The organism is Streptomyces sp. NBC_01176, assembly GCF_045039825.1.
GTDB lineage: Bacteria > Actinomycetota > Actinomycetes > Streptomycetales > Streptomycetaceae > Streptomyces.
In genome coordinates this window covers 7,602,564-7,622,082 of sequence record NZ_CP108600.1, presented here as the reverse complement: position 1 = coordinate 7,622,082, position 19,519 = coordinate 7,602,564, and the positions used below count along the sequence as shown (strand labels likewise).

The following is a 19,519-nucleotide window of genomic DNA, read 5'->3' as shown; positions in this document are numbered from 1 at the left end:
TCAGTACATGGTGCTCAGTGGACTGAGTCCTTCTGGTCGGGTACGACCGAACCGTCGTCCCTCAGGACGGGTTCCCGGCCGCCGTCGGTCGCGTTGTAGGCGCTCGTCGAGCACGGGTACGGCTCCGGCCTGCGCGGCAGCGGCTCGATGAACATGGGGTTGACGAGCCAGCGGCCGTCGGCGTCGTCGTAGGCCCGGCACATGAGTTCACTCTTGTTGCGGTTGAGCACGAGATGCGCGCCGGTGGCGTCCCCGACGAAGGTGACGTCGGTGTCGGCGTCCCCGGCCGCGAGCGCGACACGGTGGTGCGGGTCCTGCCGCTGCCAGGCCGCGGCGCCGTGGACACCGTAGATCTCCTGGTTGATCCAGCAGCGCTTGCCGTCGATGTAGGGGATGGCCTCGCCCCGGGTCGCCGGTACGCCGCCGCAGCCCTGGTTCCAGGGGGTGATCCGCCCGTGCCGGTCGAGGACCGACCGGATGGCGATCGTGTGCCGTGCGTCGACGCCGACGCCGTGCGACCAGACCTCGGTGACCGGTTCGGAGCCCGCCGAGACGATGTAGACGTCGAAACCGGCCCGTTGGAGCGTACGGATCAGGTCGCGCTGCTGGGTGTAGTGACGGACGTACGCCGGAAGGGTGTGCGTGCCCACGGTGCGGGTCGAACCGACGGGCGCGGCCAGGGCCTCGCTACGGGCCCGGCGGGCGTAGGAGGTCAGTTCGGCGACGGTGTGTCCGGCGAGGAGTTGCGGCACCCAGGCGTACTGGGGGACGGTGCGCCGGCGGTTCCAGTCCCCGGCGAAGGCGGCGGCGCCGCTCATGGTCCGCCCGGTCTCACGGATCTCGAGGATCTCGTCGGCGCAGCGGGGGCCGGCCGAGGTGGTGAGGGGAGCGCCCACGGGAGTGGCGGTGCCGCAGGCGGTGGTCAGGGCCCAGTCGGCCGCGTCGGTGAGCCACTCGCTGGTGTCCTTCCAGCGCGGCGGGCGCAGGATCCCGTCGTGCCGCAGGATCCAGGCGAGGGTGGTGTCGGTGACGTCGTTCTTGGTGACCGTGTTGTCCCAGTCGAACGCGGCGACGGGGGTGTTCCCGCTCCGGGAGCAGGTGCCTCGCGTGTCGATCAGCTGTTGCAGGCGGGCGCGGTTGTCGCCGTACCAGCTCCCCGAGAGCCGCGGGCAGTCGGCGCGCGGACCGGCGGGGGCGGCGGTCGCGGCCGCCGGGGTGGCGGCCGCGACGAGGGCCCATACGAGAGCGGCACGGACGGATCGGAATCGCATGGGTCGTGCATACACCGGCGTGGTCTACAGGGGCGTGACGTACGCGCCCGAGATCCCTCCGTCCACCAGGAAGTCGGAGGCGTTCACGAAGGAGGAGTCGTCGCTGGCGAGGAAGGCGACCGCCGCCGCGATCTCCTCGGCCTCGGCGAACCGGCCGACCGGGATGTGGACGAGACGGCGCGCGGCGCGCTCGGGGTCCTTGGCGAACAGCTCCTGCAGGAGCGGGGTGTTGACCGGTCCGGGGCACAGGGCGTTGACCCGGATGCCTTCGCGGGCGAACTGCACACCCAGCTCGCGGGACATGGCCAGCACGCCGCCCTTGGAGGCCGTGTACGAGATCTGGGAGGTCGCCGCGCCCATCCGGGCCACGAAGGACGCCGTGTTGATGATGGAGCCCCTGCCCTGGCGGCGCATGTAGGGGATCGCCGCCTTGCAGCACAGGTAGACGGAGGTCAGGTTGACCTCCTGGACGCGCTTCCAGGCCTCCAGGCCGGTGTCCAGGATGGAGTCGTCGTCGGGCGGCGAGATGCCCGCGTTGTTGAAGGCGATGTCGACCGAGCCGTACGTGTCGTAGGCCGCCTTGAAGAGCGCCTCGACCTGCTCGGGGTCGGTGACGTCGACCTTGACGAAGATCCCGCCGACCTCATCGGCGGCGGCCTTGCCGCGGACCTCGTCGACGTCGCCGCAGACGACGTGGGCGCCCTCGGAGGCGAGGCGGCGCGCGGTGGCGAGTCCGATGCCGCTGCCGGCGCCGGTGATGACGGCGGTGCGGCCGACCAGGCGGCGGCAGATGTTCCCTGCGGCGGCTTCGGTATCCGCGGTCGCTGCGGTACCTGCGGTCGCTGCGGTACCTGCGGTGGCTTCGGTCACTGTGCGGGGCCCTCCGTGCTGATGAAGACGTTCTTGGTCTCGGTGAAGGCGGTGAGCGCGTCCGGGCCGAGCTCGCGGCCGATCCCCGACTGCTTGAAGCCGCCGAAGGGGGTCCAGTAGCGGACGCTGGAGTGGGAGTTGACGGAGAGGTTGCCGGCGCGGACGGCTCCCGAGACGCGCAGCGCCCGCCCGACGTCACGGGTCCAGACGGAGCCCGCGAGGCCGTAGTCGGTGGCGTTGGCGAGCCGGACCGCGTCCGCCTCGTCCTCGAAGGGCAGGACCACGGCGACCGGACCGAAGACCTCCTCGACGGCCACCCGGGCGTGCGGCTCGACGTCGGTGAGCACGGTGGGCGGGAACCAGAAGCCGGGGCCTTCGGGGGCCTTCCCGCGGATGCCGGGGAGGTCGGCGGGGACGTAGGACCGGACGCGCTCCAGTTGCGCCCGGGAGATCAGCGGGCCCATCTGCGTCGCCTCGTCGGACGGGTCGCCGACGACGACGGACTCGATCGCCGGGGCGAGGAGCCTGAGGAAGCGCTCGTACACGGAGCGCTGGACGAGGATGCGGGTGCGGGCACAGCAGTCCTGGCCGGAGTTGTCGAGGAAGGACATCGGGGCGGCGGCCGCGGCGGCCTCGATGTCGGCGTCGGCGAAGACGATGTTGGGGCTCTTGCCGCCGAGCTCCAGGGTGACGCGCTTGAGGAGGGCCGCGCCCTTCGCCAACACCTGTTTGCCCACGGTCGTGGACCCCGTGAAGACGATCTTCGCGACGCCGGGGTGCTCGACCAGCGCGTTGCCCGCGACGGGGCCCGCTCCGGGGAGCACCTGCAGCAGATGCTCGGGAAGACCTGCCTCCAGGGCGAGTTCGGCCAGCCGCAGTGCCGTCAGCGGGGTCGTCTCGGCGGGCTTGAGAACGACCGCGTTGCCGGCCGCGAGCGCCGGGGCGGTGCCCCAGGCCGCGATCGGCATCGGGAAGTTCCAGGGCGCGATGACGCCCACGACGCCGAGGGGTTCGAGGAGGGTGACGTCGAGGCCGCCCGGGACCGGGATCTGGCGGCCGGTCAGCCGCTCCACTCCCCCGGCCGCGTAGTCGAGCAGATCACGGACGTTGCCCGCCTCCCAGCGGGCGTTGCCGATGGTGTGCCCGGCCTCGCGGACCTCGAGCCGGGCCAGTTCCTCACGGTGTTCGTCGACGACGACGGCGAACCGGCGCAGGAGGCGGGCCCGTTCACCGGGTGCCAGCGCGGCCCACCGGAGCTGCGCCCGGCCCGCCCGCTGGACGGCGGCGTCCACGTCGGCCGCGGTGGCGGCCGGGACGGTGGCGACGACCTCCTCGGTGGCCGGGTCGAGCACGCGGAGCTCATGGCCGACGGAGAGCGGGAACTCGTGCGTCCCATGCGTCCCATGCGTCTCGGGCGACTGGTGCGACTGCTGCGACTCGTGCGACTCGTGCGACTCGTGCGACAAGAAGGACCTCACATGCGTTCGAAGGAGCGGCGCAGCTCCCAGTCGGTCACCGCGGCGTCGAAGGCCTCCAGCTCGACGCGCGCCATGTTGCGGTAGTGCGCGACCACCTCGTCACCGAAGGCGGCCCGGGCGATGGCGCTGTTCTCCCAGAGCTCGGCGGCCTCGCGCAGGGTGGTCGGCACGTGCTCGTACGCCGCGGTGTACGCGTTCCCGGCGCACGCCTCGGGCAGTTCGAGCTTGTGCTCGATGCCGTACAGGCCTGCCGCGACGAGTCCGGCGACGGCCAGGTGCGGGTTGACGTCACCGCCGGGCAGCCGGTTCTCGAAGCGCATCGAGCGGCCGTGCCCGACGACGCGCAGGGAGCAGGTGCGGTTGTCGTACCCCCAGGCGACGGCGGTCGGCGCGAAGGAGCCGGGCTGGAAGCGCTTGTACGAGTTGATGTTGGGCGCGTAGAGGAGCGAGAAGTCCCTGAGGGCGGCGAGCTGTCCGGCGAGGAACCGGCGCATGGTCTCGGACATGCCGCCGGGGTCCTGGGCGGAGCCCGCCATCACGTTCGTGCCGTCGGCGTCCGCGAGCGAGAGGTGGATGTGGCAGGAGTTGCCCTCGCGCTCGTCGTACTTGGCCATGAAGGTGAGCGAGACGCCCTCCTGGGAGGCGATCTCCTTGGCGCCGGTCTTGTAGACGGCGTGCTGGTCGCAGGTGACGAGGGCCTCGTCGTACTTGAAGGCGATCTCGTGCTGGCCCGGGTTGCACTCGCCCTTGGCGGACTCGACGGTCAGGCCCGCGGCCTGCATCTCGTTGCGGATGCGGCGCAGCAGCGGCTCGATACGGCCGGTCCCGAGCACCGAGTAGTCGATGTTGTACTGGTTCGCCGGGGTGAGGCCCCGGTACCGCGCGTCCCAGGCCTGCTCGTAGGTGTCCTTGAAGACGATGAACTCGAGTTCGGTGCCGACCTGGGCGGTCAGGCCCCGTTCCGCGAGCCGGTCGAGCTGGCGGCGCAGGATCTGGCGGGGGGCCGCCACCACCGGCGAACCGTCGTTCCAGGCGAGGTCGGCGATGAGCAGCGCGGTGCCCGCGTTCCAGGGGACGCGTCGCAGGGTGCCGAGATCGGGGTGCATGGCGAAGTCACCGTAGCCCCGCTCCCACGAGGACATGGCGTAGCCGTCGACGGTGTTCATCTCGGTGTCGACGGCGAGGAGGTAGTTGCAGCCCTCGGTGCCGTGTTCGAGGACCTCCTCCAGGAAGAAGCGCGCGGCGAACCGCTTGCCCTGGAGGCGTCCTTGCATGTCGGGGAAGGCCAGGACGATGGTGTCGATCTCGCCGTCCGCGACGAGGGCGCGCAGTTCCTCGACAGCGAGCGGGGGTGTGCGGTCTGCCACCGGAAAAGCCTCCTTGGGTCAGCCGAGAGCCATAAGGTATTGCCGAGAACCATTGCTTGGGAAGAGGGCACGACCATGGGAAGGGGGCACGACCGGATGACACAGGCGGGTCCTGACCGTGGTCGGGGAAGCGCGGGGGACGGGCTGGCGCCGGTGCTGCGCCCGGTGCGGGCGGGCAACGGCTTCGAGGAGGCGCTGGAGCAGATCCTCCAGGTGGTCCGGCTCGGCCTGGTGCCGGGCGGGGAACGGCTGCCCGCCGAACGGGAGCTGGCCGAGCGGCTCGGGATCAGCCGGGTGACCCTGCGCGAGGTGCTGAAGGTGCTGCAGGACCAGGGTCTGGTCGAGTCGCGGCGCGGCCGCTACGGCGGCACGTTCGTACGGCCGAAGGCCACGGCACCCGGCCAGGACGAACTGCGGCGCCGGATCGCGGGGGTCGACATCGAGGACGTGCTGCGCTTCCGGGAGGTGCTGGAGGTGGGCGCGGCCGGACTGTGCGCGGCGCACGGGCTCGACGACGACCGGGCCGGCCGGCTGCGCAAGGCGCTCGCCCGTACCCATGACGCGCCGCTCGCCGACTACCGGCGCCTGGACACGATGCTCCATCTCACCCTCGCGGAGCTGGCCGGCTCCCCGTCGCTGACGGCCCAGTACGCGGCCGTCCGGGCCTCGGTCAACGACCTGCTCGACTGCATCCCGCTCCTGGTACGGAACCTGGAGCATTCCCAGCGCCAGCACACCGCGCTGGTCGAGGCGGTGCTCGACGGGGACGCGGACGGGGCGCGGGAGATGATGCGCGAGCACTGCGCGGGAACGGCCGCGCTGCTGCGGGGCTTCCTGGCGTGAGCTCCGGTGGCGTGAAGCCCTGCCGCCCGCCCCGCGAGGTGAGAGCATCCACCAAAGGCATGATTCCGTTCCATTGGATCCGACAGGGAGCGCAGAGTGGGCAGCAGACCGCTGATCGGCGTGAGCACGTATCTGGAGTCCGGGGCGCGCTGGGGCGTGTGGGAGCTGGAGGCCGTGCTGCTGCCGGCCGGTTATCCGCGGCTGGTCCAGCGGTCCGGGGGGCTCGCCGCGCTGCTGCCGCCGGACGAGCCCTCGCTGGCGGCCTCGGCGGTCGCCCGGCTCGACGCGCTCGTCGTCGCGGGCGGCCCGGACGTCGACCCGCTCCACTACGAGGCCGAGCGCTCCCCGCGGACGGGTCCGCCCGCTCCCCGGCGCGACGCCTGGGAACTCGCCCTGATCCGCGCCGCGCTGGACGCCGGGACCCCGCTCCTCGGCATCTGCCGGGGCATGCAGCTCCTCAACGTCGCCCTCGGCGGCACCCTCGTCCAGCACATCGAGGGCCATGTGAAGGACGTCGGGGTCTTCGGCCGGCACGACGTGACACCCGTACCGGGCACCCTGTACGCGGAGATCGCGCCGGAGTCCTGCGCCGTGCCGACCTACCACCACCAGGCGGTGGAGCGTCTCGGCCAGGGCCTGACAGCGTCGGCGCACGCCGCGGACGGCACGGTCGAGGCGGTCGAACTGCCGCGCCCCGACTGGGTGCTGGGCGTGCAGTGGCACCCGGAGATGGGGGAGGACCTCCGGGTCGTACGGTCGCTGGTGCGGGCCGCGTCCTGACTGGTGCGGGCCGCGACCCTGAGTCGACACCGCACGAGCACCGGCGCCAGCCGCATCTTCAGCCGACACCGAACGAGCACCGGCGCGAGCCGCGTCTTCAGCCGAGGCCCTACGAGCCCAGGCGCGAGCCGCGTCTTCAGCCGACACCGAACGAACGCCGGCGCCAGCCGCACATCGAGTCGGCCGGGCGCGGTGGCGCCCTCGTATCGCCCCCGCCCGACGCGCGGTATCGACCCCCGCCGCGCTGCCTGCGCCCCGCGCTCCGCGCGCTGCCGCCCCTACACCCCGCGCGTCAGCGACAACAGGTCGCGTGCCGGGCCCGTGGGGCGGTGGCCGGTGGGCCAGACCGCCCGCAGCGCTCGGCGGAGCTCGACACCGGAGAGCGGGACGCTCACCAGGCGGTGGGTGGAGAGTTCCTCGCCGAGGGCCAGCTCGCTCAGGACGGCGGGGCCCGCGCCGCTCACCGCGGCGGCCTTCACCGCCGTCGTCGAGGACAGCTCGATCAGTGGCCGGGCCAGACCTCCCAGCGCAGCGTCGAGCACCTGGCGCGTGCCCGAGCCCTCCTCCCGCAGGATCAGCGGGGTCGCCGCGAGTTCCGGCCCCTCCAGCGGAGCCCGGCGCCGTGCCCACGGGTGTCCCGGCGCCGTCACCACGATCAGCCGGTCGTGCGCGATGACCGCCGAGTCCAGCCCGGCGGGAACCGAGAGCCCCTCCACGAAACCCAAGTCGGCCTCGCCCGTGAGGAGGCGGTCGGCGACGACGGTGGAATTGCCCGCGAGCAGGGAGACCGCCGTGTCCGGGCGCTGCCCGCGCAACGCGATCAGCCATCCCGGCAGCAGATACTCGGCGATCGTCATGCTCGCCGCCACCCGCAGCCGCGAGTCGCGCCGGTCCCTCAGCGCCTGGGCCCCCGCGTCGAACGCCTCGGCCGCCTCCACCACCCGCCGCGCCCAGTCCGTGACCAGCGCGCCGGCGTCCGTGAGTCGCGAACCCCGGGGTGAGCGGTCGACGAGCGCGACGCCCAGCTGCCGTTCCATGGAACGGATCCGGCTGCTGGCCGCGGGCTGGGTGATCCCCAGTTCCCGCGCCGCCCGTCCGAGGCTCCCGAGCCGGGCCACCGCGAGCAGCAGCTCCAGCGCCCCGAGATCGGGCACCCGGTGCGCGATCCCGACCGCGGCCGGCTCACCGGCGCCCCGGCCCCCGACCCGCACCGGTTCACCGACCTGCGCCGCCCTGCCGACCGTCGGTTCCTCAGCGCTCGCACTCATAAAGGCAGCTTATGCCCCCATAGACCGGTACTCCCTGGCGGGGAACCCGTACCCGCGGGACCGTGGAGCCATGGTCACCGCAGCCCATCCCGTCCTCCCGCTCACCGCCGCCGGAACCCGGCGTCCGCGCGCCGTCGCCGTGCGCCATCTCGGCCCGAACTGGTACGCCTCGGTCATGGGCACGGCGATCGTGGCCACCGCGGGGGCCGGACTCCCCGGCTCCGTCCCGGGCCTGCGGACCTTCTGCCTCGCCGTCTGGGCGCTCTCGGCCGTCCTGCTCGTGACGCTGCTCGGCGCCCGCGCCCTGCACTGGACGCACCATCGCGACCAGGCCCGCGCCCACCTCCTCGACCCGGCCATGGCCCCGTTCTACGGCTGCCTCGCGATGGCCCTGCTGGCGGTCGGCGGTGCCACACTCGTCGTGGGCCGGGACTGGATCGGCACCCCTGCCGCGGTCGCCGTGGACGCCGTGCTGTTCGGGGTGGGGACCGTGGCCGCGCTCGCCGCCGCCCTGGCCGTCCCGTACCTGATGATCGTGCACCACCGCATCCGGCCCGACCAGGCCACTCCCGTCTGGCTGCTCCCCCTCGTCGCGCCCATGGTCTCCGCCGCCCTCGGCCCGCTGCTCGTCCCGCACCTCCCGCCGGGCCAGGCCCGTGAGGCCCTGCTCCTCGGCTGCTTCGCGCTCTTCGGGCTCAGCCTGCTGGCCACCTGCGTGATGCTGCCGGTGATCTTCGCCCGGCTCCTCACCGGGGGGCCGCTGCCGCTCGCCCTCACTCCCACGCTGTTCCTCGTCCTCGGTCCGCTCGGCCAGTCCACGACCGCGGTCGGCAAGTTCGCCGACTTCGCGCCGGGTGCCGTACCGGCACCGTACGACCAGGGCTTCGCCCTCCTGGCGGTGCTCTACGGGGTCCCCGTCATGGGTTTCGCACTGCTGTGGCTCGGACTGGCCGCCGCGATGGTGGCGCGGGCCCGCCGCCGCGGCATGAGGTTCTCGATGACGTGGTGGGCGTTCACCTTCCCGGTGGGAACCTGCGTCACCGGCGCCGAGTCGCTGGCCCGGCACACGGGCCTGCTCGCCTTCGACTGGCTCGCGGTCGCCCTGTACGCGCTCCTGGTCGCCGCCTGGTCCGTGGCCGCCGTCCGCACCCTGCGCGGCGTGGCCGACCGCGCGTTGCTCGCGGCGCCCAGTGCCGCGGCAGGCGACACTCGCCCCGACGCGACGCCCGGCACGCTCCCCCACAGCCTCAAGGGCGTGGGAGGTGCCCCGGTCACCCCTGCTCGCCGCACCGGCCGGAAGCCCGAGTACGTCCCGTACGAGGACGTCCGGCCGGCATGCCGGGAGCACGCACCGGACGCCACTCCCTGACGGACGGACGTCGCCCGCCGCGGCACCGGACGGCTGCGACTCGGCCGCGGAGCCCCACCGTCGTACGGGCTCCGCTCCGCCGCACGTCCGTCACGCACTCCGTATAGTCTGGCCCGTCCAGCGCGTGATCAAGCGGTTCCGCAATGGTCCCGAGGACAGCATCGTGTTCTACGGCGCTGCGCTCGGGCTGACGGGCACCGCGACAGACCTCCGTCGCCGGTTCCGCCGCCGCTGGTGACGCCCGTGCCGCAAGTCCACATGACCCTGGCCGACCGGAACAGCCTCTCCGCCCGCGTCACGCACAACTCCAGGAACCCCAGGTCAGGGCCTCGCCCTGCCACACTCATCTGGGACAGGGCAGCCGCCGCCTGGAGGCGGGATCGCATGACGTGGGTCGAGGGTGGCCTCCCGCGCGTGGGACGGTCGTCAGCTCAGGCTCCGCGTGCGGCGGCGGCGCACGATGAGGAGCGCGCCCGCACCCGTGACCACCGCCGCGGCGGCCGCGCTCGTGATCGGCAGCGTCGAGGAGCCGGTGTCCGCGAGGGTGTCGCCGTTCGGCGTCGTCCCGTCCTCCCCGGTCGACGACGAGGCGCCGGCCGAGCCGTCCCATCCATGGGTCGGGCCGCCCGTCGAGCCGGTCGACCCCGCACCCGTGACGTCCAGGGTGATGTCGGCCTTGTCGTTGGCCTTGTTGGGGTCGAACGGCCGCGCTTCGGTGCTCAGCGCCACCGAGCCCTTGGCGTCCGCCACCCGCCTGTCGATCTTCAGCTGGAAGGTGTAGGTCTCCTGGCTGCCCTCATTGAGCGACCGCATGCCGCAGACATACGCCTTTCCCTTGGCCTGGCAGAACTGGCCGCGCTTGACCACCGACGTTCCGGCGGGAAGCGTGATCCTCACGCTGACGGCCCGGTCCCCTGCCCTGGGCATGACCCAGGCGGGCCCGGCATTGGTGAACTTCACCTTCATCGGCACCGTTTCACCGACGCTCCCCTTCAACGCGGCACCCGTCACCTGGTAGTCGGCCGTGTTGACGGCGGTGACGGGCACATCGACGACGGGCGCGGACCCCTCGCCCCCGGCCTGTCCCTCGACCAGTTTCACCGCCGGCGCGGTTCCCGCCACCGGTGGAGTGCCGTTGTCGTCCGCCCCCGGATCGTCGGCACCGACACGCAGGCGCACCTCCTCGTTGAGCGCGCGGTCCAGTGCCTTGGCACGGAGAGGCCTCTCGGGCGTGTAGAGGACGCCCGGCTCCACCGCCTGGTCGAACGCGCACGCCGCTGTCCACCTCTCGGGCATCTCGTCGTAGGGCCGGACGTGTTGTACCTGGCAGTTGGACGGAACCTCCGCGAAGTCGAGTCCTCGGGTGACGGAGTAGGAGACCCACACCTTCTCGGCGGGTCCGGTGCCCTTGTTCGCCACGGTGGCCGGCAGATCGAAGACGCTCCCCGGTTTCACCCCGTCGATCGGCTCGAAGCCTCCAACGACCAGTTCGGGTGCGGTTTCATCGGCGAAGGCGGCAGGAACCGCTGCCAGCGCGAGCAGGCCTGCAGCGCCAAGGGCCGCCACAGCGGCCCGGGAGGCGCGACGGTTGTGCGGGGGTATCGGCATGGAGAGAACCTCTGTTGGAACGCGGGCGAACGGACGGTGTTTTCCAGGAGAACAGCGCTTCGATCGCTAGACCCCTGCCGATACCGAACAGTTGCACGCGCGTAGTCACCTCCGCCTTGCGATCGCGCCCACCGGACCCCGTGCGTGGCCCTGATTTCGGGCACATCAGCTTCGAAGGGACAGCGACAGCCCTGGGGGAACGAGCTCAGGCCTGCTCGCGGTCCGGCTGCCCGGTCTCGGCGGATGCCGAGAACGGGAGCGGTTCGCGTCGCGCGACCCGGTCCTGTTCAGTGTTGCTCGACCGGGGCGGGGACGTCGCGGCGTCAAGGAACGCGCAGCGCCTCGCCGAGCACCCGTGGTGCCCGTGCCAGCGACGGCCCGTACCAGGTCAGGTGCCGTCCGTCGACGAGGGCACAGGGCACGTTCCCGAAGGCCTCGGGTCCGTCGTCGGCGGTGAAGCGGTACGGCTCGTCGGGCAGCACCACGAGCTCCGGGGCCGCCGCGAGGAGCTCGGCCAGCGGGATACGGGGGTAGCGGTCCTCGTGCCGCGCGTACACGTTGTCGACGCCCAGGCGCGCCAGGACGTCCCCGGCGAAGGTGTCCCGGCCGAGGACCATCCAGGGGCGCCGCCAGATCGGCACGACCGCGGCGGTCCGGCGCTGCGGGTCGGGCAGCCCGGTCCATGCCGACTCCGCCTCGTCGAGCCAGCGGGGCCGGGTGCGCGCGCCGCACGCGGTGAGCACCCGGTCGAGTTCGCGGATCGCTCCCGGCACGTCCCGGACCTCCGTGACCAGCACCTCGACCCCGGCCGCGCGCAGGGCGTCGAGATCGGGGCCGCGGTTCTCCTCCTCGTTGGCCACCACCAGGTCGGGGCGGAGCTCCACGATCCGGTCGACCCGGGGGTTCTTGGTGCCGCCGACACGGACGACGTCGAGGTCCGGCGGATGGCTGCACCAGTCCGTCGCGCCGGCCAGGGCGCCGGGGACGGTGACCGCGACGGCCTCGGTGAGCGAGGGCACGAGCGACACGACCCGTGGTGCGCCGGTGCTCGTCGTCCCGGTCACGGGCGCGTCCCCCCTGCCGTGGACAGCGGGTGCGAGGTGGCCGCGGCGTGGTCGAAGACGTGAGAGGTGGTCCCGGACATGGCGTCAGTATCGCAGCGGCTCCCGGCCCGGGTCCGGGCGCGAGGGGCAGGGCCGGCTCAAAGGCGGCACGGACCGGGCGCCGCGAGGCCCGTGCCCCGCGAGCGGCTTCCGGCCCGCTCAGCGCCTGCCGAAGCCGTGACGCTCCTCCACCGCCTCGATGTGGTCGGCGACCTCGACCACGATCACCCGGGTGTCCGGTACGGTGGCCCGCCACCGATGGCGCACCCCGCCCGTGAGGTACAGCGTGTCACCGCGCCCCAGACGGTGGGCGCGGCCCTCGGCCTCGACCTCGACGGCGCCGTCGGCGACGTACATCAACTTGTCGTTGCGGTGCTGGAGTTCGCGGCCCTCCTCGTGGTCGCCGACGAACTCCGTGGCGTGCAACTGGTGGTGACCGCGCACCAGGGGGCGCGTGCGGGCTTGGGAAGCACAGTCGGCGCCGTCCTCGGCGCGCACCACGTCGACACTGCACGCCGGGTCGGCCGCGGCGAGCAACTCGACGGCCGTGGTGCCCAGCGCGTCGGCGACCCTCTCCAGGGAGCCACGGCTCGGCCTCGCCCGTTCGTTCTCCACCTGGCTGAGGAACGGGACCGACAGGCCGCTGCGCTCGGCCACGACGGCGAGGGTGAGCTCCAGTGCCCGGCGTCGCCGCCGGACTGCCGCGCCCACCCGAAGGGGCTGTTCTTTGTGGTCGCCCATCGCTCCGGCTCCCTCCCACGCGTCGTCGGTCCACTGCTTCGGTCCACGCCTCGGGCCCCTTGCCCCTGAAGAGTTGTTTGCACCCTACGCATGTTCGGCAAACCGTTTCATGCGGCCGTCATATCGCTGTCACGTCGCGGGAGGGCGAGGGTCACAATTCGCGCCAACAGCCGAGTTGCCCCGGCTCCCCCGGCACCGCGGCCGCCCCCCGGCCGAAAGGGCTGACCAGGCGGCCCCGACGTCCTTCCCGAGGTGCCCGGCGTCGCCCTTGACCCTGCGTCAGGGCAGCCTGCCCGCCACGATGTTCTGCGGACGCCACCGGTCATCTCCGTCATCACGCGCCCCCAGGACTTCAGGACACGGTCCTGCCGTGGCGGCGGGCTGCCTGCCGGGACGTGAAGTCGGCCCGTGCTGCGCGGAGTTGGCGACCGGTGTCGCAGCGCGCACGGTCGTGGCCGGTCAGCCCGGCCGTGCCGTCGAGCGGGACGGCGTCGTGCGTGCTGCCCCTGCACGGCGTGAGTGGGTGCGGGGCGCGGCGCGGGCGCGGGTCGTCCGCGGGCCGGCCGGGGTCCGGGGCGGGGGCGGCCGCGCACGGCGATGTGGTTGTCCGGATCCCGCGTGTCCGCGTGGACAAACCCTCCCTGGTCGTCCACGGCGCCCCGGCGGGCCGGACAGCGCGAGGGGTGGGCCCCGCCGCCCGGCATCTCACGGATGCTCGGCGGCGGGGCCCACCCCTCGGTCGGCCGGGTCCGGTCGGACTACCGCGGCGCCATCCGGTCCACCACGTCCGGGTGTTCCTTCAGCCAGGCCGCGACGGCGTCCTCCTCGTGGCCCTGGCCGCGCTGCTTGATCTCGCTCTCCAGGGTGCCGAGTTCGTCCTCGCTCATCTTGAAGTTCTTGATCCAACGGGCGAGTTGCGGGTACTGCTCCGGGAACTTCTCGCTGGAGATGGTCCGGATCGTGTTGCCCTCACCGAAGAGCTTCTTGTCGTCCGCCAGCTTGGTGAGCTTGTACTCGCTGTAGGCCCAGTGCGGGGACCACAGGGCGACGGCGACGGGCTGCTTCTTGGCGTACGCGCGCTTCAGCTCGGCCAGCATGGCGGGCGTGGAGCCGTCGACGACCTTGTACTCCTTGTCCAGGCCGTAGCCCGGGAGCACCTTCTTCTTGAGCAGGTTCATCTCACCGGTGCCGGGCTCGATGCCGATGATCTTCCCGTCGAAGGTGCCGGCCTTGCCCTTCAGGTCCGCGAGGGACTTGACGCCCTTCACGTAGGACGGCACGGCGATCTCCAGCGAGGTCGGCGCGTACCAGGTGCCCAGGTCCTTCAGGTCGTTCTTGTGCTGGTCCCAGTAGTTGGACTGGGCGTAGGGCAGCCAGGCGTCGAAGTTGAGGTCGAGGTCACCGGAGGCCAGTCCCGTGTAGACGGGGCCGACGTCCATCTGCTTGAGGTTCAGCTGGTAGCCGCGCCGTGCCAGCACGTTCTTCCAGAGGTAGGTGACGGCGACGTCCTCGTCCCAGGGGAACCAGGCGACGTCCAGCGGGCGCTTCGCCTCGGCCGGGGCGGCGGACGCCTTCCCGGTCGGCGCCAGCTTGTCGACGACGCCGGGGTTCTTCTTCAGCCAGGCGCGCACGGCGTCCTGCTGCTTGCCCTTGCCGACCTTGTTGATCTCCGCCTCGAGACCCGTGAGCTGCTTCTCGGTCAGCTTGAAGTTCTTCAGCCACCGGCCGACGACCGGGTTGTCCTGGGCGAAGCCCTTGCGGGAGAGCGTGTGCACCCCGTCGCCCTTGCCCCAGGCGCCCTTCGGGTCCTTGAGCTTCTTCAGGTCGTAGTCGCTGTACGCCCAGTGCGGCGACCAGAGGGTGACGACGACCGGCTGCTTCTTGGCGTACGCGCGCTTCAGCTCGGCCAGCATGGCGGGCGTCGAGCTGTCGACGACCTTGTACTCCTTGTCGAGCCCGTACTCCTTGAGCACCTTGCTCTTGAGCAGGCCCATCATCCCGGCGCTGGACTCGATGCCGGTGATCTTCCCGCCGAAGGTCCCGGCCTTGCCCTTGAGATCCTCCAGCGAGTCGATGCCCTTCATGTACGAGGGCACGCTCAGCTCCAGCGAGGTGGGGCCGTACCAGGAGCCCAGGTCGTCCAGCTGCTTGCCGTACTTCTTCCAGTACTCCGCGTGCGTGGTCGGCAGCCAGGAGTCCGTCTCGAAGTCGACGTCGCCCTGGGCGAGGGAGGTGTACAGGGGGCCCGCGTCGAACTGCTTGGTGTCGACGTCGAAGCCGCGCTCCTCCAGGATCTCCTTCCAGAGGAAGGTGGAGGCGACGCCCTCGTCCCACGGGATGTAGCCGATGCTGATCTTCTTGCCCTGGCCGACGTTGTCGCCGTCGGCCGCGGTGGACGTCGAGTCCGTACCGCCGAAGATGCCCATACCGCCCGCGACCAGTGCGAGGACGACGACGCCCACCACCGCGACGGCGGGACGGGGCCGGTAGGACCAGATCCGCAGGCCCTGCGCGGCACGCAGCTTGGCGGCGGCGCGACGGCCGAGCGGGGAGACCTGGGTGCCGAGGGCGCCGGTCATCCGGTCGAGGTAGATCGCCAGGATGACGATGGCGACGCCCGCCTCGGAGCCCAGGCCGACGTTCAGCTGGCCGATGGCCTCGTTCACGTCGCCGCCGAGGCCGCCGGTGCCGACCATGCCCGCGATGGCGGCCATGGACAGGCCCAGCATGATGACCTGGTTGACGCCCGCCATGACGGTGGGCAGCGCCAGCGGCAGCTGGATGCGCAGCAGGGTGTCGCGGGGGGTGGTGCCGAACGCGTCGGCGGCTTCGACGAGTTCCTTGTCGACCTGCCGGATGCCCAGCTCGGTCATACGGACGCCGGGCGCCAGCGCGAAGATCAGGGTGGCCACGATGCCTGCGGGGGCGCCCGTGCCGAAGAACAGGATCGCCGGAATGAGGTAGATCATCGCGGGCAGGGTCTGCATGAAGTCGAGCACCGGGCGGACGATCCCGCTGACCCGGTCGGAGCGCGCCGCCCAGATGCCCACGGGGACGGAGACGACGAGTGCGATCAGTGTCGCCACGAGGACGAGCGAGAGGGTCACCATCGCGTCCTCCCACAGTTCGAGGGAGTCGATGAAGGCGAATCCCACGAAGGTGAGGACACCCGCGGAGGTGCCGCGCAGCCAGAACGCGATCACCGCGAAGATGCCCGCGAGCAGGAGCGGCTGGGGGGCCTGGAGGACGGCGTTGATGCCGTCGTAGGTGCCCGAGAAGACGGTCTTGAGGAAGTCGAAGAGCCACGCCATGTGGTTCAGCAGCCAGTCGACGACGTCGTTGACCCAGTCACCGAAGGGAATCCTAGGCATCGGCCGTCACCGCCTCGCGTCGGGGCTGCTCACAGCTGCCGGGTTCGTCCTGTTCGTCGCCCAGGAAGGCGACGAGCCTGCGGCGCGGCACGACACCGACCAGTTCGCCCTGGGGGTCGAGCACCGCGACCGGGTGCGTGAGGCGCGCGCTGATCGCGCACAGATCCACGAACGAGGTGTCGGGCAGCGCGGTCTCGCAGTCGCAGTCGGCCTCGTCGCCCTGTACGTCGGTGTCCATGACGGCGCCCGCCGTCAGCACCCGGGAGCGGTCGACGTCCTGGGTGAAGGAGGCGACGTAGTCGTCGGCGGGGCGCACGAGGATGTCCTCGGCGGTGCCGATCTGGACGATGCGGCCGTCGCGCATGACGGCGATCCGGTCGCCGAGCCGCATGGCCTCGTTGAGGTCGTGGGTGATGAACACGATGGTCTTCTTGAGCTTCTTCTGGAGCTCGATGAGCTGGTCCTGCATGTCGCGGCGGATCAGCGGGTCGAGCGCGCTGAACGACTCGTCCATCAGCAGCAGATCGGCGTCGGTGGCGAGCGCGCGGGCGAGGCCGACGCGCTGCTGCATCCCGCCGGACAGCTCGTCGGGCCAGGACTTCTCCCAGCCCGCGAGTCCGGCCAGCTCCAGGGCCTCGGTGGCGCGCTTCCTGCGCTCGGCGGCCGGTACGCCCTGGACCTCCAGGCCGTACGCCGCGTTCTCCAGGACGCTGCGGTGCGGGAAGAGCGCGAAGTGCTGGAAGACCATGCTGATCTTCGTCGAGCGGACCTCGCGCAGGTCACGGGCGCTGAGCGCGGTGAGGTCCTCACCGTCGAAGCGCACCTGTCCTGCGGTCGGCTCCAAGAGCCCGTTGAGCATGCGCAGCAGCGTGGACTTGCCGGATCCGGAGAGGCCCATGACGACGAAGATCTGGCCCGGGTCGACCGTGAAGGAGGCGTCGATCACTGCGGCGGTGGTGCCGTCGGCGCGCAGTTCCTCCCGGTCGGTTCCCTGGCGGAGTCGTTCCACCGCCTCTTCCGGTCGTCTCCCGAACACCTTGTACAGATGCTCGGCCTCAAGCCTGGATGACACGTGTGCCTCTCGTTCGGACGCTTCGATCGGTGTGATCGGTGCGACGGGTCAGATCGGTGCGACCGCTGTGATCGCCGTGATCGCCGTGATCGATGTGATCGGTTGAATAAGCAACCGGGCGCTTCCCGATGCCGCGCCTGCCCTCACTTACACGGAGCAAACACAAGAGTGGTCCAGGTCACTGTCAGTGGCGTACGGCATGATGCGAGGCGTGACCAGACGCCTGATGCTGCTCGACACCGCCTCCCTGTACTTCCGGGCCTATTTCGGGGTCCCCGACTCGGTGAAGGCTCCCGACGGCACGCCCGTGAACGCCGTGCGCGGGCTGCTCGACTTCATCGACCGCCTGGTCAAGGACCACCGTCCGGACGACCTGGTGGCCTGCATGGACGCGGACTGGCGCCCGCAGTGGCGGGTGGACCTGATCCCCTCGTACAAGGCGCACCGGGTGGCCGTGGAGACCGAGACCGGTCCGGACGAGGAGGAGGTGCCGGACACGCTCTCCCCGCAGGTGCCCGTCATCGAGGACGTCCTGGACGCGCTGGGCATCGCGCGCGTGGGGGTCGAGGGGTACGAGGCGGACGACGTGATCGGCACGTTCACCGGACGCGCCACCGGCCCGGTCGACATCGTCACCGGCGACCGCGACCTCTACCAACTCGTGGACGACCAGCGGGGAGTGCGCGTCCTGTATCCCCTCAAGGGCGTCGGCACCCTCCAGCTCACCGACGAGACGTGGCTGCGCGAGAAGTACGGGGTCGACGGCTCCGGGTACGCGGACCTGGCGCTGCTGCGCGGCGACCCGAGCGACGGCCTTCCGGGGGTGCCCGGGATCGGCGAGAAGACGGCGGCCAAGCTGCTCGACGCCTTCGGGGACCTGGCCGGGATCATGACCGCCGTGGACGACCCGAAGTCCGGGCTGACGCCCTCTCAGCGCAGGCGGCTCGACGAGTCCCGGCCCTACGTCGCCCTGGCACCCGAGGTCGTACGGGTCGCCGGTGACGTCCCGCTGCCCGACGTCGACACGGCGCTGCCGCACACCCCGCGCGACCCGGCCGCCCTGGACGCACTGGCGGCGCGCTGGGGTCTGGGCGGATCACTGCAGCGTCTGCTCACGACGCTCGACACCTGAGAAGCCTCGTTCTCGCCGGCGGGAACGGGATGTCCGGGTGAGGGCATCGTCACTGTTTGGAGGGAGACTCGAGTCTCACCACGGGGGGACTCGAATCCCGGCGCGAAGAGCGCGAAGGCCCCTCCTGCGAAGGGCGCCAACCGGGACAGAGATGCTAACTTAGGTGAGCCTAAGCATTGAACGAGGAGGCCGTCATGGCAGAGCGTCCGGCACGCAGGCCCAGGAAGCCCCACTCCGCGCACGTCGTGCGGACCGAGCGGCTCACTCCGCACATGCAGCGCGTCGTCCTGGGCGGCGAGGGCCTCGCCGAGTTCACCGCGGGCACCTGCACCGACCACTACGTGAAGTTGCTCTTCGCCGCGGAGGGCGTCACCTATCCCGAGCCCTTCGACATGGAGCGGATCCGCGCGGAGTTCCCGCGCGAGCAGTGGCCCGTGACCCGGACGTACACCGTGCGGGCCTGGGACCCCGAACTGCGCGAGCTGACGCTCGACTTCGTGGTCCACGGCGACGAGGGCCTGGCCGGCCCCTGGGCGGCCCGGGTCCAACCGGGCGAGACCGTACGGTTCATGGGCCCCGGCGGCGCGTACGCACCCGACGCGGGCGCCGACTGGCATCTGTTCGCCGGTGACGAGAGCGCGCTGCCCGCGATCGCCGCCGCGCTGGAGGCGCTGCCGGAGGGCGCCGTGGCCCATGCCTTCCTGGAGGTCTCGGGCCGCGACGAGGAGCAGAAGATCGACTCCGACGTGGACGTGGTGTGGCTGCACCGCGGGGACCGGCCCGTCGGCGAGGCCCTGGTGGAGGCCGTGCGCGCGCTCGAGTTCCCCGAGGGCCGGATACACGCGTTCGTGCACGGCGAGGCGGCCTTCGTGAAGGAGCTGCGCCGACTGCTGCGGGTGGAGCGGGAGATCCCGCGCGAGGACCTGTCGATCTCCGGCTACTGGCGCCTGGGGCACAACGAGGACGGCTGGCAGGCGACCAAGCGGGACTGGAACGCGCAGGTGGAGGCGGAGCAGGAGGCGACCTCGCCGGCCGCTTCCTGAACCTCCCCGTACCGGGGCACACGGCGTCCCGGTACGACCTGTACGTACGGGTCGACAGCCAGACGGCCGCCGCGACGGGCGCGAGCGGCCCGCCCGCGCGGCCGGACACGACGCCCCGTCCGGAGTGCTCGGACCTCGCCGGACGCTCCGCCACCCTCGCCCGGTCGAGCGGAAGTTGGCGACGCCCCGCGTCCAGCCGAACG

At 71.8% G+C, this 19,519-nt stretch carries 15 protein-coding genes; 5 read left to right on the top strand and 10 right to left on the bottom strand.

Annotated features, from left to right (window positions below):
* Positions 1-14: 14 nt before the first annotated feature.
* From OG199_RS33025 to OG199_RS33010, 4 genes are all read right to left on the bottom strand, one after another.
* The gene (locus OG199_RS33025) at positions 15-1,271 is read right to left on the bottom strand and encodes a haloacid dehalogenase-like hydrolase (RefSeq protein ID WP_405832544.1); all 1,257 of its coding nucleotides are present in this window, start codon (positions 1,269-1,271) and stop codon (positions 15-17) included.
* A gap of 24 nt (positions 1,272-1,295) precedes the next feature.
* The gene (locus OG199_RS33020; RefSeq protein ID WP_405834749.1) at positions 1,296-2,063 is read right to left on the bottom strand and encodes a 3-oxoacyl-ACP reductase; all 768 of its coding nucleotides are present in this window, start codon (positions 2,061-2,063) and stop codon (positions 1,296-1,298) included.
* 74 nt (positions 2,064-2,137) lie between these two features.
* Positions 2,138-3,493, bottom strand: coding sequence for an aldehyde dehydrogenase family protein (locus OG199_RS33015; protein ID WP_405834747.1), 1,356 nt, complete (start codon positions 3,491-3,493; stop codon positions 2,138-2,140).
* Positions 3,494-3,615: 122 nt separating this feature from the next.
* A complete protein-coding gene (locus tag OG199_RS33010) occupies positions 3,616-4,986 on the bottom strand; it encodes a glutamine synthetase family protein (protein ID WP_405832542.1) in 1,371 nt (456 codons plus the stop codon).
* A 96-nt stretch (positions 4,987-5,082) separates the two neighbouring features.
* Here OG199_RS33010 and OG199_RS33005 point away from each other — a divergent pair, with 96 nt between their 5' ends.
* Positions 5,083-5,829, top strand: coding sequence for a FadR/GntR family transcriptional regulator (locus OG199_RS33005; RefSeq protein ID WP_405832540.1), 747 nt, complete (start codon positions 5,083-5,085; stop codon positions 5,827-5,829).
* Between the two features lie 96 nt (positions 5,830-5,925).
* Entirely contained in the window at positions 5,926-6,609 is a 684-nt protein-coding gene (locus tag OG199_RS33000; RefSeq protein ID WP_356800504.1) for a gamma-glutamyl-gamma-aminobutyrate hydrolase family protein, read from the top strand.
* Between the two features lie 278 nt (positions 6,610-6,887).
* Here OG199_RS33000 and OG199_RS32995 read toward each other — a convergent pair whose 3' ends face one another.
* Complete coding sequence (locus tag OG199_RS32995; RefSeq protein WP_405832538.1) at positions 6,888-7,877, bottom strand: LysR family transcriptional regulator; 990 nt, start codon at positions 7,875-7,877, stop codon at positions 6,888-6,890.
* A gap of 70 nt (positions 7,878-7,947) precedes the next feature.
* Between OG199_RS32995 and OG199_RS32990 the strand changes: the two genes are divergently transcribed.
* Complete coding sequence (locus tag OG199_RS32990) at positions 7,948-9,246, top strand: TDT family transporter (protein ID WP_405832536.1); 1,299 nt, start codon at positions 7,948-7,950, stop codon at positions 9,244-9,246.
* A gap of 426 nt (positions 9,247-9,672) precedes the next feature.
* Here OG199_RS32990 and OG199_RS32985 read toward each other — a convergent pair whose 3' ends face one another.
* The 5 genes from OG199_RS32985 to OG199_RS32965 all read right to left on the bottom strand — a co-directional run bounded on the left by OG199_RS32985 (position 9,673) and on the right by OG199_RS32965 (position 17,141).
* The gene (locus tag OG199_RS32985; protein ID WP_405832534.1) at positions 9,673-10,854 is read right to left on the bottom strand and encodes an LPXTG cell wall anchor domain-containing protein; all 1,182 of its coding nucleotides are present in this window, start codon (positions 10,852-10,854) and stop codon (positions 9,673-9,675) included.
* 323 nt (positions 10,855-11,177) lie between these two features.
* Positions 11,178-11,918, bottom strand: a complete 741-nt coding sequence (locus tag OG199_RS32980; RefSeq protein ID WP_401802790.1) for a helical backbone metal receptor — start codon at positions 11,916-11,918, stop codon at positions 11,178-11,180.
* Positions 11,919-12,116: 198 nt separating this feature from the next.
* The gene (locus OG199_RS32975) at positions 12,117-12,698 is read right to left on the bottom strand and encodes an XRE family transcriptional regulator (RefSeq protein ID WP_356800495.1); all 582 of its coding nucleotides are present in this window, start codon (positions 12,696-12,698) and stop codon (positions 12,117-12,119) included.
* 758 nt (positions 12,699-13,456) lie between these two features.
* Positions 13,457-16,069, bottom strand: coding sequence for an ABC transporter permease/substrate binding protein (locus OG199_RS32970; RefSeq protein ID WP_356800494.1), 2,613 nt, complete (start codon positions 16,067-16,069; stop codon positions 13,457-13,459).
* The gene (locus OG199_RS32965) at positions 16,062-17,141 is read right to left on the bottom strand and encodes a glycine betaine/L-proline ABC transporter ATP-binding protein (protein ID WP_405832531.1); all 1,080 of its coding nucleotides are present in this window, start codon (positions 17,139-17,141) and stop codon (positions 16,062-16,064) included. Before OG199_RS32965 ends, OG199_RS32970 begins: the two co-directional genes overlap by 8 nt.
* A gap of 202 nt (positions 17,142-17,343) precedes the next feature.
* Between OG199_RS32965 and OG199_RS32960 the strand changes: the two genes are divergently transcribed.
* Positions 17,344-18,273 (top strand): 5'-3' exonuclease, encoded by a 930-nt coding sequence (locus OG199_RS32960; protein WP_356800509.1) that lies wholly within the window; start codon positions 17,344-17,346, stop codon positions 18,271-18,273.
* Between the two features lie 194 nt (positions 18,274-18,467).
* Positions 18,468-19,316 (top strand): siderophore-interacting protein, encoded by an 849-nt coding sequence (locus tag OG199_RS32955; protein ID WP_356800492.1) that lies wholly within the window; start codon positions 18,468-18,470, stop codon positions 19,314-19,316.
* Positions 19,317-19,519: the final 203 nt, after the last annotated feature.